General features: G+C 31.7%; 20 protein-coding genes. 17 read left to right on the top strand and 3 right to left on the bottom strand.

Translation table 11 applies throughout. From position 1 onward, the window contains the following. Position 1 precedes the first annotated feature (1 nt). The 3 genes from C7H52_RS04355 (at position 2) to C7H52_RS04345 (ending at position 2,705) form a co-directional block, all read left to right on the top strand. A complete protein-coding gene (locus tag C7H52_RS04355; RefSeq protein WP_106462661.1) occupies positions 2 to 1,192 on the top strand; it encodes a DUF1501 domain-containing protein in 1,191 nt (396 codons plus the stop codon). Positions 1,193 to 1,300: 108 nt separating this feature from the next. After that, positions 1,301 to 2,023, top strand: a complete 723-nt coding sequence (locus C7H52_RS04350; RefSeq protein WP_106462660.1) for a hypothetical protein — start codon at positions 1,301 to 1,303, stop codon at positions 2,021 to 2,023. Beyond that, the gene (locus tag C7H52_RS04345; protein WP_106462659.1) at positions 2,001 to 2,705 is read left to right on the top strand and encodes an outer membrane beta-barrel protein; all 705 of its coding nucleotides are present in this window, start codon (positions 2,001 to 2,003) and stop codon (positions 2,703 to 2,705) included. Before C7H52_RS04350 ends, C7H52_RS04345 begins: the two co-directional genes overlap by 23 nt. Before the next feature lie 33 nt (positions 2,706 to 2,738). Here C7H52_RS04345 and C7H52_RS04340 read toward each other — a convergent pair whose 3' ends face one another. Further along, positions 2,739 to 3,872: an ATP-binding protein gene (locus C7H52_RS04340; protein WP_106462658.1), complete on the bottom strand. Its 1,134-nt coding sequence runs from the start codon at positions 3,870 to 3,872 to the stop codon at positions 2,739 to 2,741. Beyond that, positions 3,873 to 4,622, bottom strand: coding sequence for an SDR family NAD(P)-dependent oxidoreductase (locus tag C7H52_RS04335; protein ID WP_106462657.1), 750 nt, complete (start codon positions 4,620 to 4,622; stop codon positions 3,873 to 3,875). Positions 4,623 to 4,788: 166 nt separating this feature from the next. On the opposite strand from C7H52_RS04335, the gene C7H52_RS04330 reads away from it, so the two are divergent. The 14 genes from C7H52_RS04330 (at position 4,789) to C7H52_RS04265 (ending at position 18,809) form a co-directional block, all read left to right on the top strand. After that, a complete protein-coding gene (locus tag C7H52_RS04330) occupies positions 4,789 to 5,604 on the top strand; it encodes a DUF4382 domain-containing protein (protein ID WP_245918530.1) in 816 nt (271 codons plus the stop codon). Positions 5,605 to 5,750: 146 nt separating this feature from the next. Further along, positions 5,751 to 6,752, top strand: coding sequence for an AAA family ATPase (locus C7H52_RS04325; protein WP_106462656.1), 1,002 nt, complete (start codon positions 5,751 to 5,753; stop codon positions 6,750 to 6,752). Between the two features lie 96 nt (positions 6,753 to 6,848). After that, positions 6,849 to 7,712, top strand: a complete 864-nt coding sequence (locus C7H52_RS04320) for a DUF58 domain-containing protein (RefSeq protein ID WP_106463071.1) — start codon at positions 6,849 to 6,851, stop codon at positions 7,710 to 7,712. 8 nt (positions 7,713 to 7,720) lie between these two features. After that, positions 7,721 to 9,421 (top strand): hypothetical protein, encoded by a 1,701-nt coding sequence (locus C7H52_RS04315; RefSeq protein WP_106462655.1) that lies wholly within the window; start codon positions 7,721 to 7,723, stop codon positions 9,419 to 9,421. Continuing rightward, positions 9,421 to 10,425: a vWA domain-containing protein gene (locus tag C7H52_RS04310; protein ID WP_106462654.1), complete on the top strand. Its 1,005-nt coding sequence runs from the start codon at positions 9,421 to 9,423 to the stop codon at positions 10,423 to 10,425. Before C7H52_RS04315 ends, C7H52_RS04310 begins: the two co-directional genes overlap by 1 nt. Further along, on the top strand, positions 10,418 to 10,927 hold the full coding sequence (locus C7H52_RS04305; protein WP_106462653.1) for a flavodoxin family protein: 510 nt from the start codon (positions 10,418 to 10,420) through the stop codon (positions 10,925 to 10,927). The genes C7H52_RS04310 and C7H52_RS04305 overlap by 8 nt, the downstream gene beginning before the upstream one ends. A gap of 15 nt (positions 10,928 to 10,942) precedes the next feature. After that, a complete protein-coding gene (locus tag C7H52_RS04300) occupies positions 10,943 to 11,980 on the top strand; it encodes a vWA domain-containing protein (protein ID WP_106462652.1) in 1,038 nt (345 codons plus the stop codon). Positions 11,981 to 12,040: 60 nt separating this feature from the next. Beyond that, positions 12,041 to 12,883 carry a tetratricopeptide repeat protein gene (locus C7H52_RS04295; RefSeq protein WP_106462651.1) on the top strand — a complete coding sequence of 281 codons (843 nt, stop codon included), beginning with the start codon at positions 12,041 to 12,043 and terminating at the stop codon, positions 12,881 to 12,883. A 17-nt stretch (positions 12,884 to 12,900) separates the two neighbouring features. Beyond that, positions 12,901 to 14,667 (top strand): BatD family protein, encoded by a 1,767-nt coding sequence (locus C7H52_RS04290; protein ID WP_106462650.1) that lies wholly within the window; start codon positions 12,901 to 12,903, stop codon positions 14,665 to 14,667. A gap of 12 nt (positions 14,668 to 14,679) precedes the next feature. Then, entirely contained in the window at positions 14,680 to 15,429 is a 750-nt protein-coding gene (locus C7H52_RS04285; protein ID WP_106462649.1) for a tetratricopeptide repeat protein, read from the top strand. Positions 15,430 to 15,535: 106 nt separating this feature from the next. Next, positions 15,536 to 15,805: a hypothetical protein gene (locus C7H52_RS04280; RefSeq protein WP_106462648.1), complete on the top strand. Its 270-nt coding sequence runs from the start codon at positions 15,536 to 15,538 to the stop codon at positions 15,803 to 15,805. 71 nt (positions 15,806 to 15,876) lie between these two features. Next, a complete protein-coding gene (locus C7H52_RS04275) occupies positions 15,877 to 17,475 on the top strand; it encodes a SulP family inorganic anion transporter (protein WP_106462647.1) in 1,599 nt (532 codons plus the stop codon). After that, the gene (locus C7H52_RS04270; protein WP_106462646.1) at positions 17,475 to 18,146 is read left to right on the top strand and encodes a DUF2490 domain-containing protein; all 672 of its coding nucleotides are present in this window, start codon (positions 17,475 to 17,477) and stop codon (positions 18,144 to 18,146) included. Before C7H52_RS04275 ends, C7H52_RS04270 begins: the two co-directional genes overlap by 1 nt. A 33-nt stretch (positions 18,147 to 18,179) precedes the next feature. Continuing rightward, entirely contained in the window at positions 18,180 to 18,809 is a 630-nt protein-coding gene (locus C7H52_RS04265) for a carbonic anhydrase family protein (RefSeq protein WP_106462645.1), read from the top strand. A gap of 73 nt (positions 18,810 to 18,882) precedes the next feature. On the opposite strand, the gene C7H52_RS04260 is transcribed toward C7H52_RS04265, so the two are convergent. After that, positions 18,883 to 19,425, bottom strand: a complete 543-nt coding sequence (locus C7H52_RS04260; RefSeq protein WP_106462644.1) for a CvpA family protein — start codon at positions 19,423 to 19,425, stop codon at positions 18,883 to 18,885. Positions 19,426 to 19,446 lie beyond the last annotated feature (21 nt).

Below are 19,446 nucleotides of genomic sequence, written 5' to 3'. Positions count from 1 at the left end.
TATGAAAAGAAGAGATTTTTTAAAAAATTCTGCACTAGCTAGTAGTGTTATGTTTGCACCAAGTTTTGTAAATGCTGCAAATAATTTAGTATTTACAAATACAGGACAAAAGCGTCTAGTAATTATTCAATTATCTGGTGGTAATGATGGGTTAAACACAGTTATTCCTGTAGATAATGATATCTATTACAAAAACAGACCTAATATTTCTATAGAAAAAAATAAGGCTTTGCACTTAAGTGATACTATAAGTTTAAATCCAAATTTAATAGGCTTACAAAAACTTTATGATAAAGGAAATTTATGTATTATAAACAATGTAGGTTATCCAAATCCAGACCGGTCTCATTTTAGATCTACAGATATATGGCAAACAGCAAGTGACTCTAATCAATTCTTTAAATATGGTTGGGTTGGGCGCTATTTAGACCAAAATGCAAAATTTGCTTACCAAGCAATTGAGTTAGATGACAGTCTGAGTCTTGCCTTAAAAGGCAAAGAGTTAAATGGGATTGCAACAAAAAATCCAGAAGCTTTTTTTAAGGCTTCTAATGACCCATTTTTTAATCAGCTTTTAAGACAAAAAACCGATGTACATTTAAGCGAGCACAATTTGGGTTATTTATACAAAACCATGACCGATGCAAAATCTAGTGCTAAATATATAAATGAAAAAAATACTATAAAAGACACTAGAATTACCTATCCAAACTCTAATTTTGGCAAACAGCTAAAAACCACTGCTAACCTTATTAATTCTAATATAAACACACAAATTTTTTATACTTCTTTAGATGGCTTTGACACACATGTTAACCAAGAAAAAAGGCAAGGTGGCTTATTAAAAACCTACGCAGAATGTCTAGAGGTTTTTGTAAATGACCTAAAACAAAATGGCACTTTTAAAGACACTTTAATTTTAACCTTTTCAGAGTTTGGCAGACGTGTGAGTCAAAATGCCGCTAAAGGTACGGACCATGGAGCAGCAAATAATGTGTTTGTTGTTGGTGATGAACTTAAAAAACAAGGTTTTTATAATGATTTAGCTACACTAGAAGATTTAGATGATAATGGCGATATTAAATACGACATTGATTTTAGAGAAATTTATGCTACAATCTTAAACAAATGGTTAAACGTTGATGATACCGCTATTTTAATTAAAAAATTTAATAGTTTAGACTTTATTTAATTAGACTTCATTTTTCTTACTTTTTAAAAAAATTGTTTTTATTTCAAAATAGACGCAACCATATAAATAGTTTTGTATCTATAGGTTAAACAAATTAATAAACCAAAAATGAAATTTATACCAAGCTTTATTTTTACAGTAGGATTTTTACTAATGCTGATTAGTTGTGAAGATAGAGTTCCACTCGCTAATAGCAAACGATTGTTAGTAAAAGGTACGATTCTTAATCAGAACAATGAAAGTATTCCAAATGCTGAAATTGGTGTCTTTTCTGGAAGAAACAATGAGTTTGACACACCAGGTTTAGGTTTTAATGGTTCTGGTGGCGAGTTATTAGCAAGAACAGTTAGTAATCCGGACGGTACGTTTACGTTAATTACATTATATCCCATAACCGATTCGTTTAGTGTTGAGGTTTTTGGGGAAGAAGCATTTTCTAGATATTCTTACAAGACAGATATTGCCAACTTTGAACCGACAGATTTAACAATTAATGTAGGAAACGTTATTCTAAGTGAGAAATCTGAGGTCACTTTTAATATCAATAGAACAAACGCGTCAAGCACAGAATTACAATATAGTATAAGCTATAGAGATACATTTTGTAGAGACGTTTTTTTTGAAGAGGCTTTAGATGAAGAGTTATCGCAATGCCATGAAATTCTTCAAATAGTTAGAACATTGGATGATAACAATCCAGATGATTCTATAGACTTTACGTCTTTAGTAAATTCAGAAATTACCTTCACCTATTCAATAAACGGACAACCACAACAAACCGAAATACTAACCATAGACCAAGCAGATTATGAGTTTAATTTTAACTACTAAAAGCAAAATAGTAATTGCAATTTTCTTCTTGTTTTCTCTAGTTTTAAAAGCTCAAGATTTTGATGATTTGACCACCGAAGTTCAAGATAGTATAAGAGCAAATACCACACAGCGCTATGCTATTTTTACAATTGGAGGATTGGCTCCAATAAAAAGAAATAATACGGCTTTTCAAAACGGAACCGATATAACTTTTGGGTTTAACTTTGGAGCTCAACTTTTTGTTTACGACCGTTTCTTTATAGGTGGTTTTATAAACTCCAATAAAGCTGAAGTTACCGACAAAACGCTAGTTGGTGAATATGATAAAACAAATATCACCTTATTGTACTTAGAACTTGGTTACGAGTTTGAATTTAATAAACAGTTTAATTTAGGTGTAAGTTTTTCACCATTAGGTAGAGCAAATTATAATAATACTATATCTAATAACAGTAATTTTACATCACAAACAGACATTGCAAATGTGATACTCTTTACTGCTTATTTAAGATATAATTTCTCTCGAAATTTTTCATTATTTGCAAGCTATTCGTTTAGAAACGATAATTTAAGAATAGAGGCAGCACCAGAAATTAAAAATCGTTTTGATAATATTCAGTATCATAATTTTGGTTTTGGACTTAAATATGCGGTGGGTTTAAGGTCTATGTTTAAAAGACCTTCGTACTACAATAATTAATAAATTATTACAAAAATTATCACTAAACTAATACTAATTATACTTTACCTTTCTAAGTATACGCATCGTTAATTTGTAAGCGTCGTAAATAGAAGTATTATAAGCTTTTAATAGCGGTTTTGCTTCTTCGAGCTTTTGCAATGCATCCTCAAAACCATTGAGATAGCAAATCAAATAAATGTCTGATAGATTTTTTAAATCTGCTTCGTCATTTGGGTTTAAAGGCACACTATTTTTCAACTTATCAAAAAGCGAATTGTTAGCGTTATATATATGATGCAAGGTTTTTTTATCGAATTGTGGCGGCTCAAAAAGTAGTTTAGTATGAATAGAATATTGTGCGTTATCGCCAAAGTTAATAGTGGTCTCTTCTAGTTTGTAATATTTAAAGTTATTTTGAAGTCCAAGTTTTACATATTCGACAATACTAAACTTATCATTTGAGTATTCTATAGACACTTCATCTAAAGCAGAAAAAAACAATCGCACTTGCTCATTAATTAATTCAATATCGACTCTTGAGTAAAACACTTCATGCTTGACTTTCTTTTCTAATCCAGACCAGCATACTACAAAATACTCTTTAAATACTTTATATTGAGGATTAACTTCCTGCCTTGCTTTAAAAAAGTCGAATACCCCATTTAAGGTTAACTCAATATTGTTTTGAGAATTATTTTCTATGGCTTTTACAATAGAAGAATTAACGTCTTTAATTTCAATATCAAAAACCTTAGGCATACTTATACTACCATCTCTAAAAAAGACAGCGCCACCATAATATTTCCAAATGTTTTTTTTAAGTGAGGTTAGACCATCTACAGGTCTTATACTAATTAAACCAACGACTTTATCTTCCGGTAAATGTGGAAAAGGCACATTTTCATAGGTAATTATTGGAGCATTAGTAATGTATGCATTTATTAAATTTTGAATTTTACTATCGTCAAAAAAATCGACTCCAACAATAGCGTTATCTTCATCTTTAACCCCAACCACAATAAAGGAGTTATTATTTGGGTTACTATTAGCCAAAGCACAAATATGCTTCAACAATTTTCCTTTACCTTCTTTAGATCCAATATCAATTTTCAACTTTTTATCAAAAAATGTATTCTCATTATTATGAGCTAACAGATTTTTAATAAGAAGTCGTTTATTAATCATTTAATCTTTCTTTACTATAGTACTGCTTGCTTGTGCAGTGCAAAAAACCAATAGATCCGCAATATTAACATGAGATGGTCTTGACACTACAAACTGAATAATCTCCGCTATATCATCTGCCTGTAAAGCTTTAAAACCGGTATAAACATTATTAGCAGCCTCATTGCCCTTAAAACGTACCTGAGAAAATTCCGTTTCTACCATCCCAGGATTAATAGCACCAACTTTTATTCCATAAGGATTTAAATCGATACGCATGCCTTCAGTAATGGCTAAAACTGCATGTTTACTGGCGCAATACACATTCCCTTTAGGGTACACTTCTTTTCCTGCACTAGAACCGATATTTATTATATGTCCGCTTTGTCTTTTAGTCATTTGAGGTATAATCGCTTTACTTACATAAAGTAAGCCTTTCACATTAATATCCATCATCGCATCCCAATCGTCTATAGTTCCGGTTTCAATAGGATCTAAACCATGAGCGTTTCCTGCATTATTAATTAATACATCAATGTTACTAAAAGCATCAGGCAAAGATGCTATAGCTTTTTTAACAGCCTCATTATCTCTCACATCAAAACATAAGGTGTGGACATTGGTAGATTTTTCTAATGCCGATTTTATGGTTTCTAATCGGTCTTCACGTCGTCCACAAATAATTAAATTAATATTATGCTTGGCAAATTCAAATGCAGTTGCTCTTCCAATACCACTTGTAGCTCCTGTTATTAAGGCTGTTTGGCTCATGTTATTTATACTTGTTAGTTAAGATTATTAACTTATTTTAATATTTCGTTAGGTTAAATTTAGTTAACAAAGGGCACTTTTGGTTAAATATTTTACAAAAGTTTGAATCTATATTTTGTAAAGAGAATTCTAACCTAAATTTGGATTGAACAAAAACCTAACAATTATGAAAAATTTATTCAATAAACTTTTTTTTGTAGCTATTTTATTAACGCTATTTAATTGTAGTGATGATGATAGTAGTACAACACCTGAAAGAGGAAGTGCTTACATGAGTGTTAAACTTGTAGATGCACCTGGAGATTACGAGCATGTTTATGTAGACGTTGAAGACATTATGATTAAAGTAAATGATGATAGCGAAGATGATAGCGGATGGATTAGTATTAATGCAATCAACCCTGGAATTTATGATTTATTAGAATTAACCGGAGGAATTAATGTTTTATTAGCTGATGATTATGAAATTCCATCTGGAACACTTAATCAAATACGTTTAATTTTAGGTACAGACAACAGTGTTGTAATTGATGGACAAACTTACCCACTTAATACCCCAAGTGCTCAGCAGTCTGGATTAAAGATAAAAGTAAACCAGCCTGTTTTACCAAATATTAGCTATACCTTTTTATTAGATTTTGATGTTGATGCTTCTGTAGTTTTAGCACCAGATACAAGTAATATCAATCTAAAACCAGTAATTAATGCAAGTGTAGAAGCGGAGACAGGGGTAATTTCTGGAACAATAGATAATTTTGACACATTACAGTCTCAGGTTTTAATTGAAGCAACAAATGGAATTGAAACCATTTCAACATATGCAAATGATTTAGGAGAATATGTTTTAGTTGGTTTACCTAGTGGTACTTACACTGTAACAGCTTATGCAGATAGTTCGTTAGGATTCCCTGATGTTATAGTTACTAACGTAACTGTGGAAGTTGGCCAAACAACAACTTTAGATCCGATTACGTTTCAATAAATAAATATTATAATAAATAAAAAATCCAGTGGTTAAACTACCACTGGATTTTTTTTAACCAATTGTTAACAGCATGTAAGTCATTTTTTTAATTATTTGCAGGGTTGAAACGAGTTATACAATTTTCGCCCTAAACTTATAAGAAAATGGAAGAAACATCTACAGTAGATATTAAATCGATTAATGAAAAAATAGAAAGAGAAAGCGCTTTTATAGATTTGCTTATGCTCGAAATGAACAAGGTTATTGTAGGTCAAAAACACATGGTAGAGCGTTTGTTAATTGGACTTTTAGGACAAGGACACATTTTACTTGAAGGAGTACCTGGTTTAGCAAAAACATTAGCCATTAACACCTTATCTAAAGCTATAGACGCCAGTTTTAGCCGTATTCAGTTTACACCAGACTTATTACCAGCAGATGTAGTTGGTACATTAATTTACAACATTAAAGAAAATGATTTCTCGATAAAAAAAGGACCTATTTTTGCCAATTTTGTGTTAGCCGATGAGATTAACCGTGCTCCAGCTAAAGTACAAAGTGCGCTTTTAGAAGCCATGCAGGAAAAGCAAGTGACCATTGGCGACGAAACCTTTATTCTAGACAAGCCCTTTTTAGTAATGGCTACCCAAAACCCTGTAGAACAAGAAGGAACTTATCCTTTACCAGAAGCTCAGGTAGACCGTTTTATGCTAAAAACGGTTATTGATTATCCAAAACAGGACGAAGAACAATTAATTATGAGAGCCAATTTAAAAGGTTCTTTTCCAACTGTAAATCCTGTAGTATCTGTTTCTCAAATTTTATCGGCTCAAAAAGCTGTACGAGAAGTTTATATGGATGAAAAAATTGAAAAATACATTCTAGATATCATCTTTGCAACGCGTTATCCTGAAAAATATAAATTAGACGACTTAAAGCCTTTAATTTCATTTGGAGCATCTCCGCGTGGTAGTATTAATTTAGCAACAGCCGCTAAATGCTATGCTTTTATTAAGCGAAGAGGTTACGTGATTCCAGAAGATGTACGTGCGGTTATTTACGACGTGTTAAGACACAGAATTGGAATTACCTACGAGGCTGAAGCAGAAAACATTACTTCAGAAGACATTATTACCAAAATTGTAAATGTGGTTGAAGTACCGTAATCAATTATCAATTTACAGTTAACATATATCAAAATTTTATTTGAGGATGTTAATTGAACTACTCTTAATTCGATAATTGATAATTGATCAATGAAAATGGATACTAAAGAATTACTTAAAAAAGTACGAAAAATAGAGATTAAGACACGTCGTTTGTCCGATCATATTTTTGGTGGCGAATACCATTCGACCTTCAAAGGTCGCGGTATGACGTTTTCTGAAGTAAGACAGTATCAGTTTGGAGATGATGTAAGAAATATAGATTGGAATGTTACCGCTCGTTATAACGAACCCTACATAAAAGTATTTGAAGAAGAACGGGAATTAACCATGATGTTAATGGTTGATGTATCCGGTTCTGAACTTTTTGGTACCGACCAGCAACTTAAAAAAGATGTTGTGACTGAAATTGGGGCAACCTTGGCTTTTTCAGCTACACAAAACAACGATAAAATTGGTCTTATTTTATTTTCAGACCAAATCGAATTATATATTCCTCCTAAAAAAGGACGTTCTCACGTTTTAAGAATTATTCGGGAACTTATAGAATTTCAGCCAAAAAGTACTTTAACCAACGTATCGGAAGCACTTAAATTTTTATCTAATGTCATGAAAAAGAAAGCAATCGTTTTTATGTTAAGCGATTTTATTTCTGAAGATTATGAGCAAAATTTAAAAATTGCTGCCAAAAAGCATGACATAACAGGCATACGTGTTTATGATAAGCATGAAGAGTCTATCCCAAATTTAGGGGTTGTGCAAATGCAGGATCAGGAAACAGGAGACCTTCAACTTATTAATACCAGTTCTAAAACGGTTAGACAAAATTATAGCAAGTATTACATCGAAAAAGTTAACTTTTATAAAGACACTTTTGCTAAATCTGGTGCAGGTGCTATTAACTGCCGTACAGATGAGAGTTATGTAAAAAAATTATTAGGCTATTTTAAAAGAAGATAAAACCATTTATGAATAACAAGTTACGACTTTTAAATTCTGAAATAAGGAAAACCAAACATTGGGTTTTGCTATTGTTTTGTGCGCTCTTTTCTATAGGTTCTTTTAGTCAGGTAAAGTCTTCAACAGACGTAAAATCTATTAAAATAGGAGAAGAAATCACTTATAAAATAGAAGTAGAAACTGACACAACCAACTATGTTGTTTTTCCTGAAGGTCAAACCTTTCAGCCTCTTGAAATGATTGAGTCCTATAAAACGGATACGGTTAAAAAAAATGCTAAATACCAGCTTATTAAAACATACGGACTTACGCAATTTGACTCTGGACGTTATGTAATTCCTAAACAAAAGGTAATTATAGCTAATAAAACTGTAGAATTAGATTCTATTTTAGTTGAAATAAATCCTATAGTTGTAGATACGACCAAACAAAACCTATACGATATAAAACCTCTAATTAAAGTAGAAGCGCCAAGTAGTAACTGGTGGTTATATGTAGTATTAGCCATTATTATTCTTGCTTTAGTTGGATTTTTAATTTACTGGTTTATCTGGCGTAAAAAACCATTAACCGAAGAAGAAAAAATAGCTTTATTACCACCATATGACCGTGCAAAATTGGCTTTAAAAAAATTAGATGAAAGTGGTTATTTAGAGCAAGATGCCTATAAAGATTATTATTCGGAATTAACTTTAGCCATTCGTAAATATTTAGATGAAAAAGTTTATGATCGAGCTTTAGAAAGTACTACAGACGAATTAATTACGAAATTAACCTTACTTCGTGAAGCGCATCAAATAGAATTAAGCGAAACTTCATTACGCAATTTAGAAAGTATCTTAAAACGTGCGGATTTAGTGAAGTTTGCAAAATCTGCACCAGATAAGCAAATGGCTATTTTAGACCGAAAAGTTGTAGATGAAGAAATTGACCATGTTAAAGAAGCACTACCAGAGCCTTCAGAAGAAGAAAAACTTTTAGACGAAAAGTACAGATTAGAAGAAGAACGTAAAAAACGCCAGTATAATATTATATTAACTGCTTGCGTTATTTTTGTCTTGTTTGTAGCAACATTTGCAATGTTTAGTATAAAGTATGGGTTTGCCTATACCGTAGATACCATAATTAGAAAAGAAACCAAATTATTGTTGGAAGACGAATGGGTTAAAAGTGATTATGGCTTTCCTCCTATTACTATAGAAACTCCAAAAGTTTTAAAACGTGATTCACTGAGCTTACCAAAAGATATGGTTGCAAAACTAAAAATGAGTCATTTTAAATACGAGTTAGACGAAAAATTTTTAATTACTACAACAACTACTCAGTTTTTAACTGATGCTAATGCAGCGCAAAGCCCAAACAATCCTCAAGAAAAACCAGAGATTGATATGGAAAAAGCGGTAGAAGGCAGCATTAAACAACTAGAAGCGCGTGGCGCAAGAAATATCTTATCAACCAATAAAAAATTTACAACACCAAATGGTGCTGAAGGTTTGGAAACTAAAGGTACTTTAGAACGTCCTATAAAAGAAGGATCTGAAAATTATGTTTATGGTAATTTTACTATACTAACGTTTAGTTCAAAAGAAGATCAAGTATTACAACAAATATTTATCACGTATTTAAAAGATGATGTTTATCTCAACCAAATACATGATCGTATTATAGATTCTATAGAATTAAAACCTAAAAAAGACGAAGAAAACTAATGTTAGAAGGCGTTACATTTTTAAATCCATCATTCTTTTGGCTATTACTGGTACTTCCACTTGCCATAGTTTGGTATATTTTGAAATATAAAAATCAAACTGCAGAATTAAAACTTTCAAGTTTAAAAGGATTTAATGTATCAAACTCTTTACTGCCTAAACTAAAACACCTTTTATTTGTTGCACGACTGTTAGCTTTGGTATTTATTATTACAGCTTTGGCGCGCCCAAGAACATCTAATACCACCACAAAAACAAAAACAACAAAAGGTATAGATATTGTTATGGCAATAGATGTCTCTGCTAGTATGTTGGCAAGAGATTTAAAACCTAACCGATTAGAAGCTTTAAAAAATGTTGCCGCAGAGTTTATTAAAGGTAGACCTAACGACCGTATTGGTTTAGTAGAATATGCAGGTGAAAGTTACACAAAAACACCTATTACAAGTGATAAAAGTATTGTCTTACGTTCATTAGAAAGTATTGAATATAATACGATTATAGAAGGTGGAACTGCGATAGGAATGGGTCTTGCAACTTCTGTTAACCGATTAAAAGACAGTAAAGCAAAAAGCAAGGTTATTATTTTACTTACAGATGGTGTAAATAATGCTGGATCTATTAATCCAAAAATTGCAAGCGAGTTGGCTAAAGAGTTTGGTATTAAAACCTATACCATTGGTCTGGGAACAAATGGTATGGCATTATCGCCAGTAAGATTAAAGCCTAATGGTCAATTTCAATACGGTAATACAAAAGTAGAAATTGATGAAGCTTTATTAAAAGATATTGCAGCACAAACCGGTGGTAAATATTTTAGAGCGACCAATAATAAAAAATTAGAAACCATTTACGACGAAATTAATAAGCTCGAAAAAACAGATGTTGAAGAATTAAAGTTTACCAGTTATAAAGAGTTATTTAGACCGTTATTACTAATTGCTATGCTATTGTTATTAGTAGAAATATTGTTGCGTTTTACAGTTTTTAGAAGTTTTGTTTAAAGGTGTTATTATACAAGCAAGTTCAAGAAGCACTGGAAACACCAGTAAAATTGTTAATGAAATAAAACTCCAATCTGGTTTTGATGTGGTGGATTTAAATTTACTACAGATTGGACATTATGATTACGATTATAAAAATAGAGACGATGATTTTCAACCGCTGTTTAAAGACATCGTAACAAACTATAAAACCATCATATTTGTCACACCTATTTACTGGTATAGTATGAGTGGATTATTGAAAGTGTTTTTTGATCGTATTTCAGATTTTTTAAATGACAAAACAGATTACGGTAGAAAATTAAGAGGCTTTAAAATGCTAAGTGTAAGTATAAGTAACGACAACACGTTTTATGATGGATTTGAGATGCCATTTAAAAATAGTGCCAATTATTTGGGAATGACTTATAAAGGTCATTTACATACTTGGGTTAAAAATAATAGCGTTTCTGAAGAGGTACAATTAAACATTAAAACCTTTATAAAGCAAGCGTTAAACTAATAGAATAAAAAACAAATGATTCAATTTGAAGAAAAAATATGGTTTTGGGCTTTACTAATTATTCCATTAATAATAGTAGGTTTTTTAGTACTTCAATTTTGGAAAAGAAAGACTCAGAAAAAATTTGCAAATTCAGCATTATTAAAGCAATTAAGCCCTAATAAATCTACCTTTAAACCAGTCTTAAAAGTTATAGTATTGTGTTTAGCATTTGCCTGTTTTATTGTTGCATTGGTAAATCCTAAAATGGGTACAAAACTAGAATCGGTTAAGCGTGAAGGCTTAGATATTGTTTTTGCTGTAGACGTTTCTAAAAGTATGTTGGCAGAGGACATGGCACCTAACCGTCTGGACAAAGCAAAACAATTAGTCACTCAGGTTATTAATAGTTTAGCTAGTGACCGTGTGGGGATTATTGCCTATGCAGGTAAAGCTTTCCCTCAATTGCCTATTACAACAGATTATGGTTCGGCAAAATTATTCCTTCAAAGCATGAATACCGATATGCTTTCTAGTCAAGGAACTGCCATAAATGAAGCCATTAAGTTAAGTACAACTTATTATGATGAAAACCTAGACACAAATAGAGTATTAATTATTATTTCTGATGGAGAAGACCATACCGAAGCATCTTTAGAAATTGCTGAAGAAGCTAGTAGTCAAGGTATTAAAATTTTTACCGTAGGTGTCGGAGATACAAAAGGCGGACCTATTCCATTAAAACAAAATGGCGTATTACAAGGTTATAAAAAAGATAAAAATGGCGAAACCGTTATTACAAAGTTAGACGAAGAAACCTTAATTAACATTGCTCAGGCTGCAAACGGATTTTATATAAACGGAACTTCTACTCAAAAAGTAGTTGATAAAATAAAAACAGAATTAGATAAATTAGACCGCTCAGAACTTGAATCTCAACAATTTGCCGATTTTGAAGATCAGTTCCAATGGTTTCTTGGTTTTGGTCTACTTTTTGTTCTAATAGATTTATTATTATTAGACCGAAAAACAGCATGGCTTAAAAAACTTAATCTGTTTAACGAGAATTTATAAAAGTTTTAACGCTATCATTTTCAGTCATTTAATACTTTTAACGCCCCAAATTTAATAATTATGAAGGATTTTTTTCTCTATATATGTATCGCCTTTTCAACATTATCTTGGTCTCAGAACGAAGACAAAACACTTCAGAAAAAAGAAGAAAAAGCAACACAGTTAATTGTTTCTGCTAACGATAAGATAAGTTCTAATCAATTTATTGAAGCAGAAATGGATTATAGAAAAGCCATTTCAAGTAAACCTTCAAGCGTTGCAGGTACTTATAATTTAGCGCACTCTTATTACAAAAACGAAAATTTTGAAGAAGCTTTATATAGAAATCAACAAGCTGCAAAAAATGCGGTAGATAAAGATGAAAAACACAAAGCTTTTCATAATATTGGAAATATTTTAATGAAAGAAAAAAAGTGTAAAGAAGCGGTTGAGGCTTATAAAAATGCACTTAGAAATAATCCTAAAGACGATGAAACCCGTTATAATTTCGCTTTAGCTAAAGAATGTGCTAAACAACAAGAAGACGACAAACCTCAGGAGGAAAATAAAGACGGTGAGAATAATAAGGATAAAGAAAAAAACGAGGATAAGGACAAAAAGGAGAACAACGAAAAGGAAAAAGAGCAGGACCAAAAAGACCAAAATCAAAAAGATAAAGGCGACGAGAATAAAGATCAGGAAAACAAAGACAAAGACGATCAAGGCAAACCTAAAGACGAGAAAAAAGATGCTGGAAAAGGAGATGAAGATAAAAAACAGCAACAGCCACAAAAAGGACAATTGTCTCCTCAACAAATAAAAAATTTACTGGAAGCCATGAACAATCAGGAAAAGAAAGTTCAAGAAAAAGTAAATGCTCAACAGGCTAAAGGTGTAAAAGTACAAACCGATAAAGATTGGTAATTACAGAGAGATTTAAAATGAAACACTCAAAATGTATAGGCTTATTATTAATGATGCTGGTTTTTACCAGTATGATTACTGCTCAGGTACAATTTGAAGCTAAAGCCAGCAAAACCACATTAGGGGTTAATGAACGCTTACGTATAGATTTTGAAATGAATGAGGATGGCGATAATTTTATCCCACCAAATTTTAATGGATTTACAGTAGTTGGCGGCCCAAACCAATCGGTTAGTCATTCTTGGATGAATGGTGTCCGTAGTTTTAATAAAACCTATAGCTATTTTCTTCAGCCTAACAGTCAGGGAACGTTTACCATTTCTCAGGCGGAAATAGAAGTTGAAGGTGTGGTTTATAAGACCTCACCAGTAAAAATAACCGTCACCAAAGCTATAGACATCCCAAAGGATCCAAACAATCCAGATTATATTGCTAATAATAAAATTCACGTTACTGCTAATCTTTCAAAATCTAAACCTTATTTAAACGAAGCTATTACGGTAGAGTATAGACTTTACGTTGCCCCAAGAACTAGTGTTAGTAATTGGCGGGAAGTAGATAATCCGGAGTTTAATGGGTTCTGGAGTCAAAATATCGATACAAAATCCCGAGAGGTCTTTAAAGGCATATATAATGGGGAAGAATATCGTTATGTTATTTTAAGACGTGCTGTATTATATCCTCAAAAAACAGGCGAATTAAAAATTGAACCTTTAAGTTTAGATGTCGGTATAGATGTTCCTACCGGGCAATATGATTTCTTTGGAAGACCTTTAAGTAGACAGGTTCGTAAAACCATATCTACCGGGACGCAAATAGTAGATGTCAAAGCATTACCTCTTGAAGGAAAACCAGATAATTTTACTGGTGCGGTTGGAGATTTTACGTTTAAAACAACAACAGACAAAACCAGTTTGGACGCCAATGAATCTTTCAACTTAAATATAGAAGTTACAGGTAATGGTAATTTAAAATTATTTGAATTACCTGGCATTAATCTGCCTAGCTCTTTAGAAGTTTATGAACCAGAACGTGGTGAAAAAGTAAATACATATAGTTCCGGAATGCAAGGTAAAATAAGTGACATCTATACCATTGTGCCACAATTTAAAGGTAAATACCCACTACCCAGTATTAACTTTTCCTATTTTGATCCTAAAACGGAAACCTATAAAACCTTAAGCTCTCAGGAAATTATTATAGATGTTATTAATGGACCTTTAGCAACAGAAAATACAGTTGTAGAAGAAAATGCGACACCTAAATCTAAAGACAATCAAAAAGAGTTTTTAGATATTAAAACAGAAACTGCATTTACAAGTACAGAGCAAACCCATTTATATAAATCCACAGGATTTTGGAATGCCTTATTATTGCCATTAATTGCTATTCCTCTAGCTTTAATAATCCGCCGTAAACGCGAAGATTATTTGGCAGATGTAAGCGGAAACAAATCTAGAAAAGCAAGTAGACTTTCCCGTAAATATTTAGGAGCTGCCAAACGTAATCTTGGAGACAAAGTGCCATTTTACTTAGCACTTGAAAAAGCATTACACAATTATTTAAAAGCAAAACTTAGAATAGAGACTAGTGAAATGAGTAAGGAAAAAATAGTGGCAATTTTGGAAGAAAGAGATGTTACTAAAGAAAGTATCTCGCAGTTCATATCTATTTTAGAAAGTTGTGAACAAGCACGATACTCACCAATTACAACTGTAACTATGCAGCAAGATTATGATAAGGCTGCCGAGACCATAAGTTCAATAGATAAAGAAATTAATTAAACCAGAGTTACTATGAAATACCTCATATTATATATTTTGGTTTTCTTTACAACCATATCGTTTAGTCAGGAAGACGCACTTTTTGATAAAGCAAATACGTTTTACAAAACCGAAAACTACTCGGAAGCCGTAAAAACTTATGAGCAATTATTGAGTTTGAAAAAAGAGTCTCCAGAGTTATATTTTAACTTGGGTAATGCCCATTATAAATTAAATAACACTGCTCAAAGTATCTATAATTATGAAAAGGCACTCGAGTTGAGTCCTAATAACAAGGATATTTTACAAAATTTAGCATTTGCCAATAATATGAAGGTAGATGCTTTTGAGACTTTACCCGAAATGGGCTACACCAAATATATGAATGCTTTTTCTAGAACATTTAGCACCACGGTATGGTCTGTTTTGGCTATTATATGCTCTGTACTCTTTACATCCGCTTTAATTATTTATTTTTTTACTGAGCGTACTCAGGTAAAACGGATTTTTTTTATTGCAGGGTTTGTGCTTTTACTCTTTGGACTATTTACTTTAGGAGTGGCCAATTACAGATATAATAATATCGATATGAAAACTTTTGCAATTGTATTTTCTAAAGAAAGCAAGGTTAAAACTGAAGCTAATTTTAAAAGTGAAGATGCCTTTATACTACATGAAGGAACAAAAGTTACTGTTTTAGACACTATAGAGAATTGGAAAAAAATTAAATTATCCAATGGTAAATCGGGTTGGATTTTAAAAAATGATATTAAATCTCTTTAATATTTAATTAAAAATTAACAGATATCTCTTTGGTTTATTTTATTTTTACCCTTTAGGTAAAAAAATGATCAAATTTGTTGTCTCTTTTCTTTTCTCATTCATTTTTATGGCAAATTTAACTTTGCCTACCTTAAATTATACTTTTAATTTAGATATAGAGAAAAGCTTACTTATAGATTTTTCCGAGGAAGAGGAAGAAGAAAAAGGCTCTGAAAAGCAAAAGGAATTAGAAATTTTTCTAATTAAAAATTCTTCAGATGAAGTTTGTTTTGAAGAAAACACAACAAATGGTTTTACGGCTTATTTTTATAAATCGTATCAAAAACCGCAAATTAATCAGGTGTTTTCTCCTCCTGATATAATGACTACTTTTTAAAATTTACATTATTACATTTTATTATTTCTAATTCTGCAATACTTTAATTATTGCAAATAAATACATTTTATATGTTTAAAACATTAAAACATGATTTACCAGCTAGTATAGTGGTATTTTTTGTAGCACTACCACTTTGTTTAGGTATTGCTTTAGCAAGTGGTGCGCCACTATTTTCTGGTCTTATCGCTGGTATTGTAGGCGGTATAGTCGTTGGTGCCTTATCTGGCTCTAAAATTGGGGTAAGTGGTCCTGCTGCAGGATTAGCAGCTATAGTATTAACAGCAATTGGAACCTTGGGTGGTTACGAAAATTTTCTGGTAGCAGTCGTTTTAGGTGGTGCTATTCAATTGTTATTTGGTCTATTACGTGCCGGTATTATTGGGTATTACTTTCCTTCTTCAGTTATTAAAGGAATGCTTACCGGTATTGGGATTATCATTATACTAAAGCAAATTCCTCACTTTTTTGGTTTAGATAGAGATCCTGAAGGTGACTGGGCATTTTTTCAATTAGATGGTGAAAACACTTTTTCAGAGATATTAAACATTGGAGAATACCTACAGATTGGTTCTTTTGTTATAGGTTTAACGGGCTTAGCTATACTATTAATTTGGGATAATATACTTTCAAAAAAAGCTAAAATATTCACCGTTATACAAGGTCCATTAGTAGCTGTAGCTTTAGGTATTATATTTTATCTGGTAACTCAGGACAACGAAACAATAAGCATAGGTAAAACGCATTTAGTAAGTGTGCCTGTTCCAGATAGTTTAGATTCGTTTATCAGTCAATTTAGATTCCCTAATTTTTCTGCAATAACAAATCCTCAAGTTTGGGTAACAGCATTTACAATAGCATTAGTAGCTAGTTTAGAAACTTTACTATGTGTAGAAGCAACAGATAAACTAGATCCTAATAAAAACGTTACTCCTACAAACAGAGAATTATTAGCTCAAGGTACTGGAAACATTATTTCAGGTATGATTGGTGGATTACCAATTACACAGGTAATTGTTCGTAGTTCTGCTAATATTCAATCTGGAGGTCGCACTAAACTGTCAGCAATTATACATGGTTTTTTCTTATTAATTTCTGTAATACTTATCCCTAATTTATTAAATAAGATTCCATTATCGGTATTAGCAGCCATACTATTGGTTGTAGGTTATAAATTAGCAAAACCTGCACTATTTAAAAAAATGTGGGACTTAGGTTGGAAGCAATATGTTCCATTTTTTATTACAATAATTGGTATTGTTTTTACTGATTTGTTAGTAGGAATAGGTTTAGGGCTTTTAGTTGGTATTGTAGTGGTACTTATAAAAAGTTATCAAAATTCACACTTCTTGCATAAAGAAGGAGAAGATATAGATGATGGAAAAATAAAAATGACTTTTGCCGAAGAGGTGACTTTTATAAATAAAGGTGCTATTTTAAATGAATTAAATAGTTTAAAAGAGAATACATATCTAGAACTTGATGTAAGAAACACAAAGTTTTTAGATTATGATATTATCGAAATCTTAGAAGATTTTGCATTTAAAGCCAAGCAGAAAAACATTAATATTAAAATTATTTCGGAACGTGGTATTGTAGAAAATCCTGATAGCATTATTGAGTTTTTTAAATTAGAACCAAGGGAAGGAAAACCTAAAAAAATAGCTTAATGCAATTTAGATTTAAAACTCTGCTTATCCTTAGCCTCTTTATTAGTTTACCAAAACTAAGTTTTTCACAAGACAGTGAGTTAGGAAACTGGCTTATTTATATAGGTAACAAGCAGCTTAATGAAAAATGGAATTGGCATCATGAAGTGCAATACAGAAATTATGATGCTGTAGGAGACTTGGAGCAATTATTACTTAGAACCGGATTTGGGTATACATTTAATGAAAGTAAATCTAATTTACTATTAGGTTACGGATATATTTTAAGCGAAAACTATGTGGGGCTAAGTGATGAAAAAATAAGTGTGAACGAACACCGAATTTTTCAGCAATTTATAACTAAGCAACAGCTTTCAAAAGTAAGTTTACAACACAGGTATAGGTTTGAGCAACGTTTTGTTGAAGATGATTTTAAAATGCGATTTCGATATTTTCTGGGAATAAATATTCCGCTTCAATACAAAAAAGATGCTAAAAATCCATTATATCTTTCGGCCTATAACGAAATATTCTTAAATACAGAAAGTGCTGTTTTTGATAGAAATCGTTTATATGGTGGTTTAGGGTATAAATTTTCGGAACACGTAAAACTTGAACTAGGCTATATGAACCAATTTTTTGAAACAAGTAGTCGAGATCAAATAAACATCATAGCATTTGTGAATTTTTAAATGCTTTAATTAAAAAATAAAAAACATATAATTATGAAAAATACAGCAATTACTAAAGAAGTACAAGATGGTTTAACACCTCAAGGAGTCTTAAACGATTTATTAGAAGGTAATCAGCGTTTTGTAAATAATAACGCACAAGCATTAGATAATCCTTCACTTATATCACAAACTACAAATGGACAACATCCAAAAGCTGTCGTGTTATCTTGTATAGACTCACGAGTTCCTGTAGAAACTGTTTTAGACCAAGCTATTGGAGATGTTTTTGTTGCCAGAGTAGCTGGAAATTTTGAAAATACAGACATTTTAGGAAGTTTAGAATATTCTTGTAAAGTAGCTGGTAGTAAATTAGTTTTAGTGTTAGGACATGAAGCTTGTGGAGCGGTTAAAGCTGCTTGCGATGGAGTGGAATTAGGTAATATTACGCATTTACTTAGTAACATTTTACCTGCAGTAAAACAATCTGCAGACGAAGTTGAAGGTGAAGCCAACTCATCTAACAAAGCTTTTGTAGCCAAAACAGTAGAAAACAATGTAAAATTAACCATTGAGCGTATTCGTGAAAAAAGCCCCATTTTAAAAGAAATGGAACAAGCTGGCGAAATTAAAATTGTTGGCGGTGTGTACAGTTTACATTCTGGTAAAGTAGAAATGCTATAATTGTAACCTTACAAAATAAAAAAAGCGATTTAACACCTTAGTTAAATCGCTTTTCTGTTTTATACACTTAGTATTACTCTGCTTCTATTTCAGTTTCTTCCTCTTCAGGCGTAATCGGTTGCTCTTCAGAATCTTCAGATTTAATAATATTAGGGAAAATTAAAGGCGTTAAACTTTTAATTGGTTCATACAAAGTGGAGTCCTCAAGCTCTTCTTCACTTAAAAAAGGAATCGTACTATTCATCTTACTAAAAATAATAAGCAAAATACTGGCTATTAAAGCCATTTTTAAACCACCAAACACACCACCTAATAGTTTATTTACAATGCCCAGCATCGCTAAACTGGCAAGCTTAGTAAGAGCTTTTCCCGCTAAACTTATAGTTAATACAATAATTAAAAAGGTAATGGCAAATGCGGTAACGTTAATGGTTTTCTCATTCCATTCGGTCTTTGTCTCTAAAAATTCTGACACAAAATAACTAAAATGAATTGCGCCATAAACCCCTGCAACCAAAGCTACTAAAGAAGCCACCTCAACAAAAAAGCCTTTAAAAAAACCTCGAACTAAACCAAAACCAATTAAGGCTATAAGTATAATATCTAAAACCGACATAATGCTAAATTTTGGTAAATA

This window comes from Aurantibacter aestuarii (genome assembly GCF_003008425.1).
Taxonomy (GTDB): domain Bacteria; phylum Bacteroidota; class Bacteroidia; order Flavobacteriales; family Flavobacteriaceae; genus Aurantibacter; species Aurantibacter aestuarii.
This window is presented reverse-complemented; position numbering and strand designations above follow the sequence as displayed.

Coding starts and splice junctions, on each gene's coding strand:
- C7H52_RS04355 (WP_106462661.1), top strand. CDS start 2: ATGAAAAGAAGAGATTTTTTAAAAAATTCTGCACTAGCTAGTAGTGTT.
- C7H52_RS04350 (WP_106462660.1), top strand. CDS start 1,301: ATGAAATTTATACCAAGCTTTATTTTTACAGTAGGATTTTTACTAATG.
- C7H52_RS04345 (WP_106462659.1), top strand. CDS start 2,001: ATGAGTTTAATTTTAACTACTAAAAGCAAAATAGTAATTGCAATTTTC.
- C7H52_RS04340 (WP_106462658.1), bottom strand. CDS start 3,872: ATGATTAATAAACGACTTCTTATTAAAAATCTGTTAGCTCATAATAAT.
- C7H52_RS04335 (WP_106462657.1), bottom strand. CDS start 4,622: ATGAGCCAAACAGCCTTAATAACAGGAGCTACAAGTGGTATTGGAAGA.
- C7H52_RS04330 (WP_245918530.1), top strand. CDS start 4,789: ATGAAAAATTTATTCAATAAACTTTTTTTTGTAGCTATTTTATTAACG.
- C7H52_RS04325 (WP_106462656.1), top strand. CDS start 5,751: ATGGAAGAAACATCTACAGTAGATATTAAATCGATTAATGAAAAAATA.
- C7H52_RS04320 (WP_106463071.1), top strand. CDS start 6,849: ATGGATACTAAAGAATTACTTAAAAAAGTACGAAAAATAGAGATTAAG.
- C7H52_RS04315 (WP_106462655.1), top strand. CDS start 7,721: ATGAATAACAAGTTACGACTTTTAAATTCTGAAATAAGGAAAACCAAA.
- C7H52_RS04310 (WP_106462654.1), top strand. CDS start 9,421: ATGTTAGAAGGCGTTACATTTTTAAATCCATCATTCTTTTGGCTATTA.
- C7H52_RS04300 (WP_106462652.1), top strand. CDS start 10,943: ATGATTCAATTTGAAGAAAAAATATGGTTTTGGGCTTTACTAATTATT.
- C7H52_RS04295 (WP_106462651.1), top strand. CDS start 12,041: ATGAAGGATTTTTTTCTCTATATATGTATCGCCTTTTCAACATTATCT.
- C7H52_RS04290 (WP_106462650.1), top strand. CDS start 12,901: ATGAAACACTCAAAATGTATAGGCTTATTATTAATGATGCTGGTTTTT.
- C7H52_RS04285 (WP_106462649.1), top strand. CDS start 14,680: ATGAAATACCTCATATTATATATTTTGGTTTTCTTTACAACCATATCG.
- C7H52_RS04280 (WP_106462648.1), top strand. CDS start 15,536: ATGGCAAATTTAACTTTGCCTACCTTAAATTATACTTTTAATTTAGAT.
- C7H52_RS04275 (WP_106462647.1), top strand. CDS start 15,877: ATGTTTAAAACATTAAAACATGATTTACCAGCTAGTATAGTGGTATTT.
- C7H52_RS04270 (WP_106462646.1), top strand. CDS start 17,475: ATGCAATTTAGATTTAAAACTCTGCTTATCCTTAGCCTCTTTATTAGT.
- C7H52_RS04265 (WP_106462645.1), top strand. CDS start 18,180: ATGAAAAATACAGCAATTACTAAAGAAGTACAAGATGGTTTAACACCT.
- C7H52_RS04260 (WP_106462644.1), bottom strand. CDS start 19,425: ATGTCGGTTTTAGATATTATACTTATAGCCTTAATTGGTTTTGGTTTA.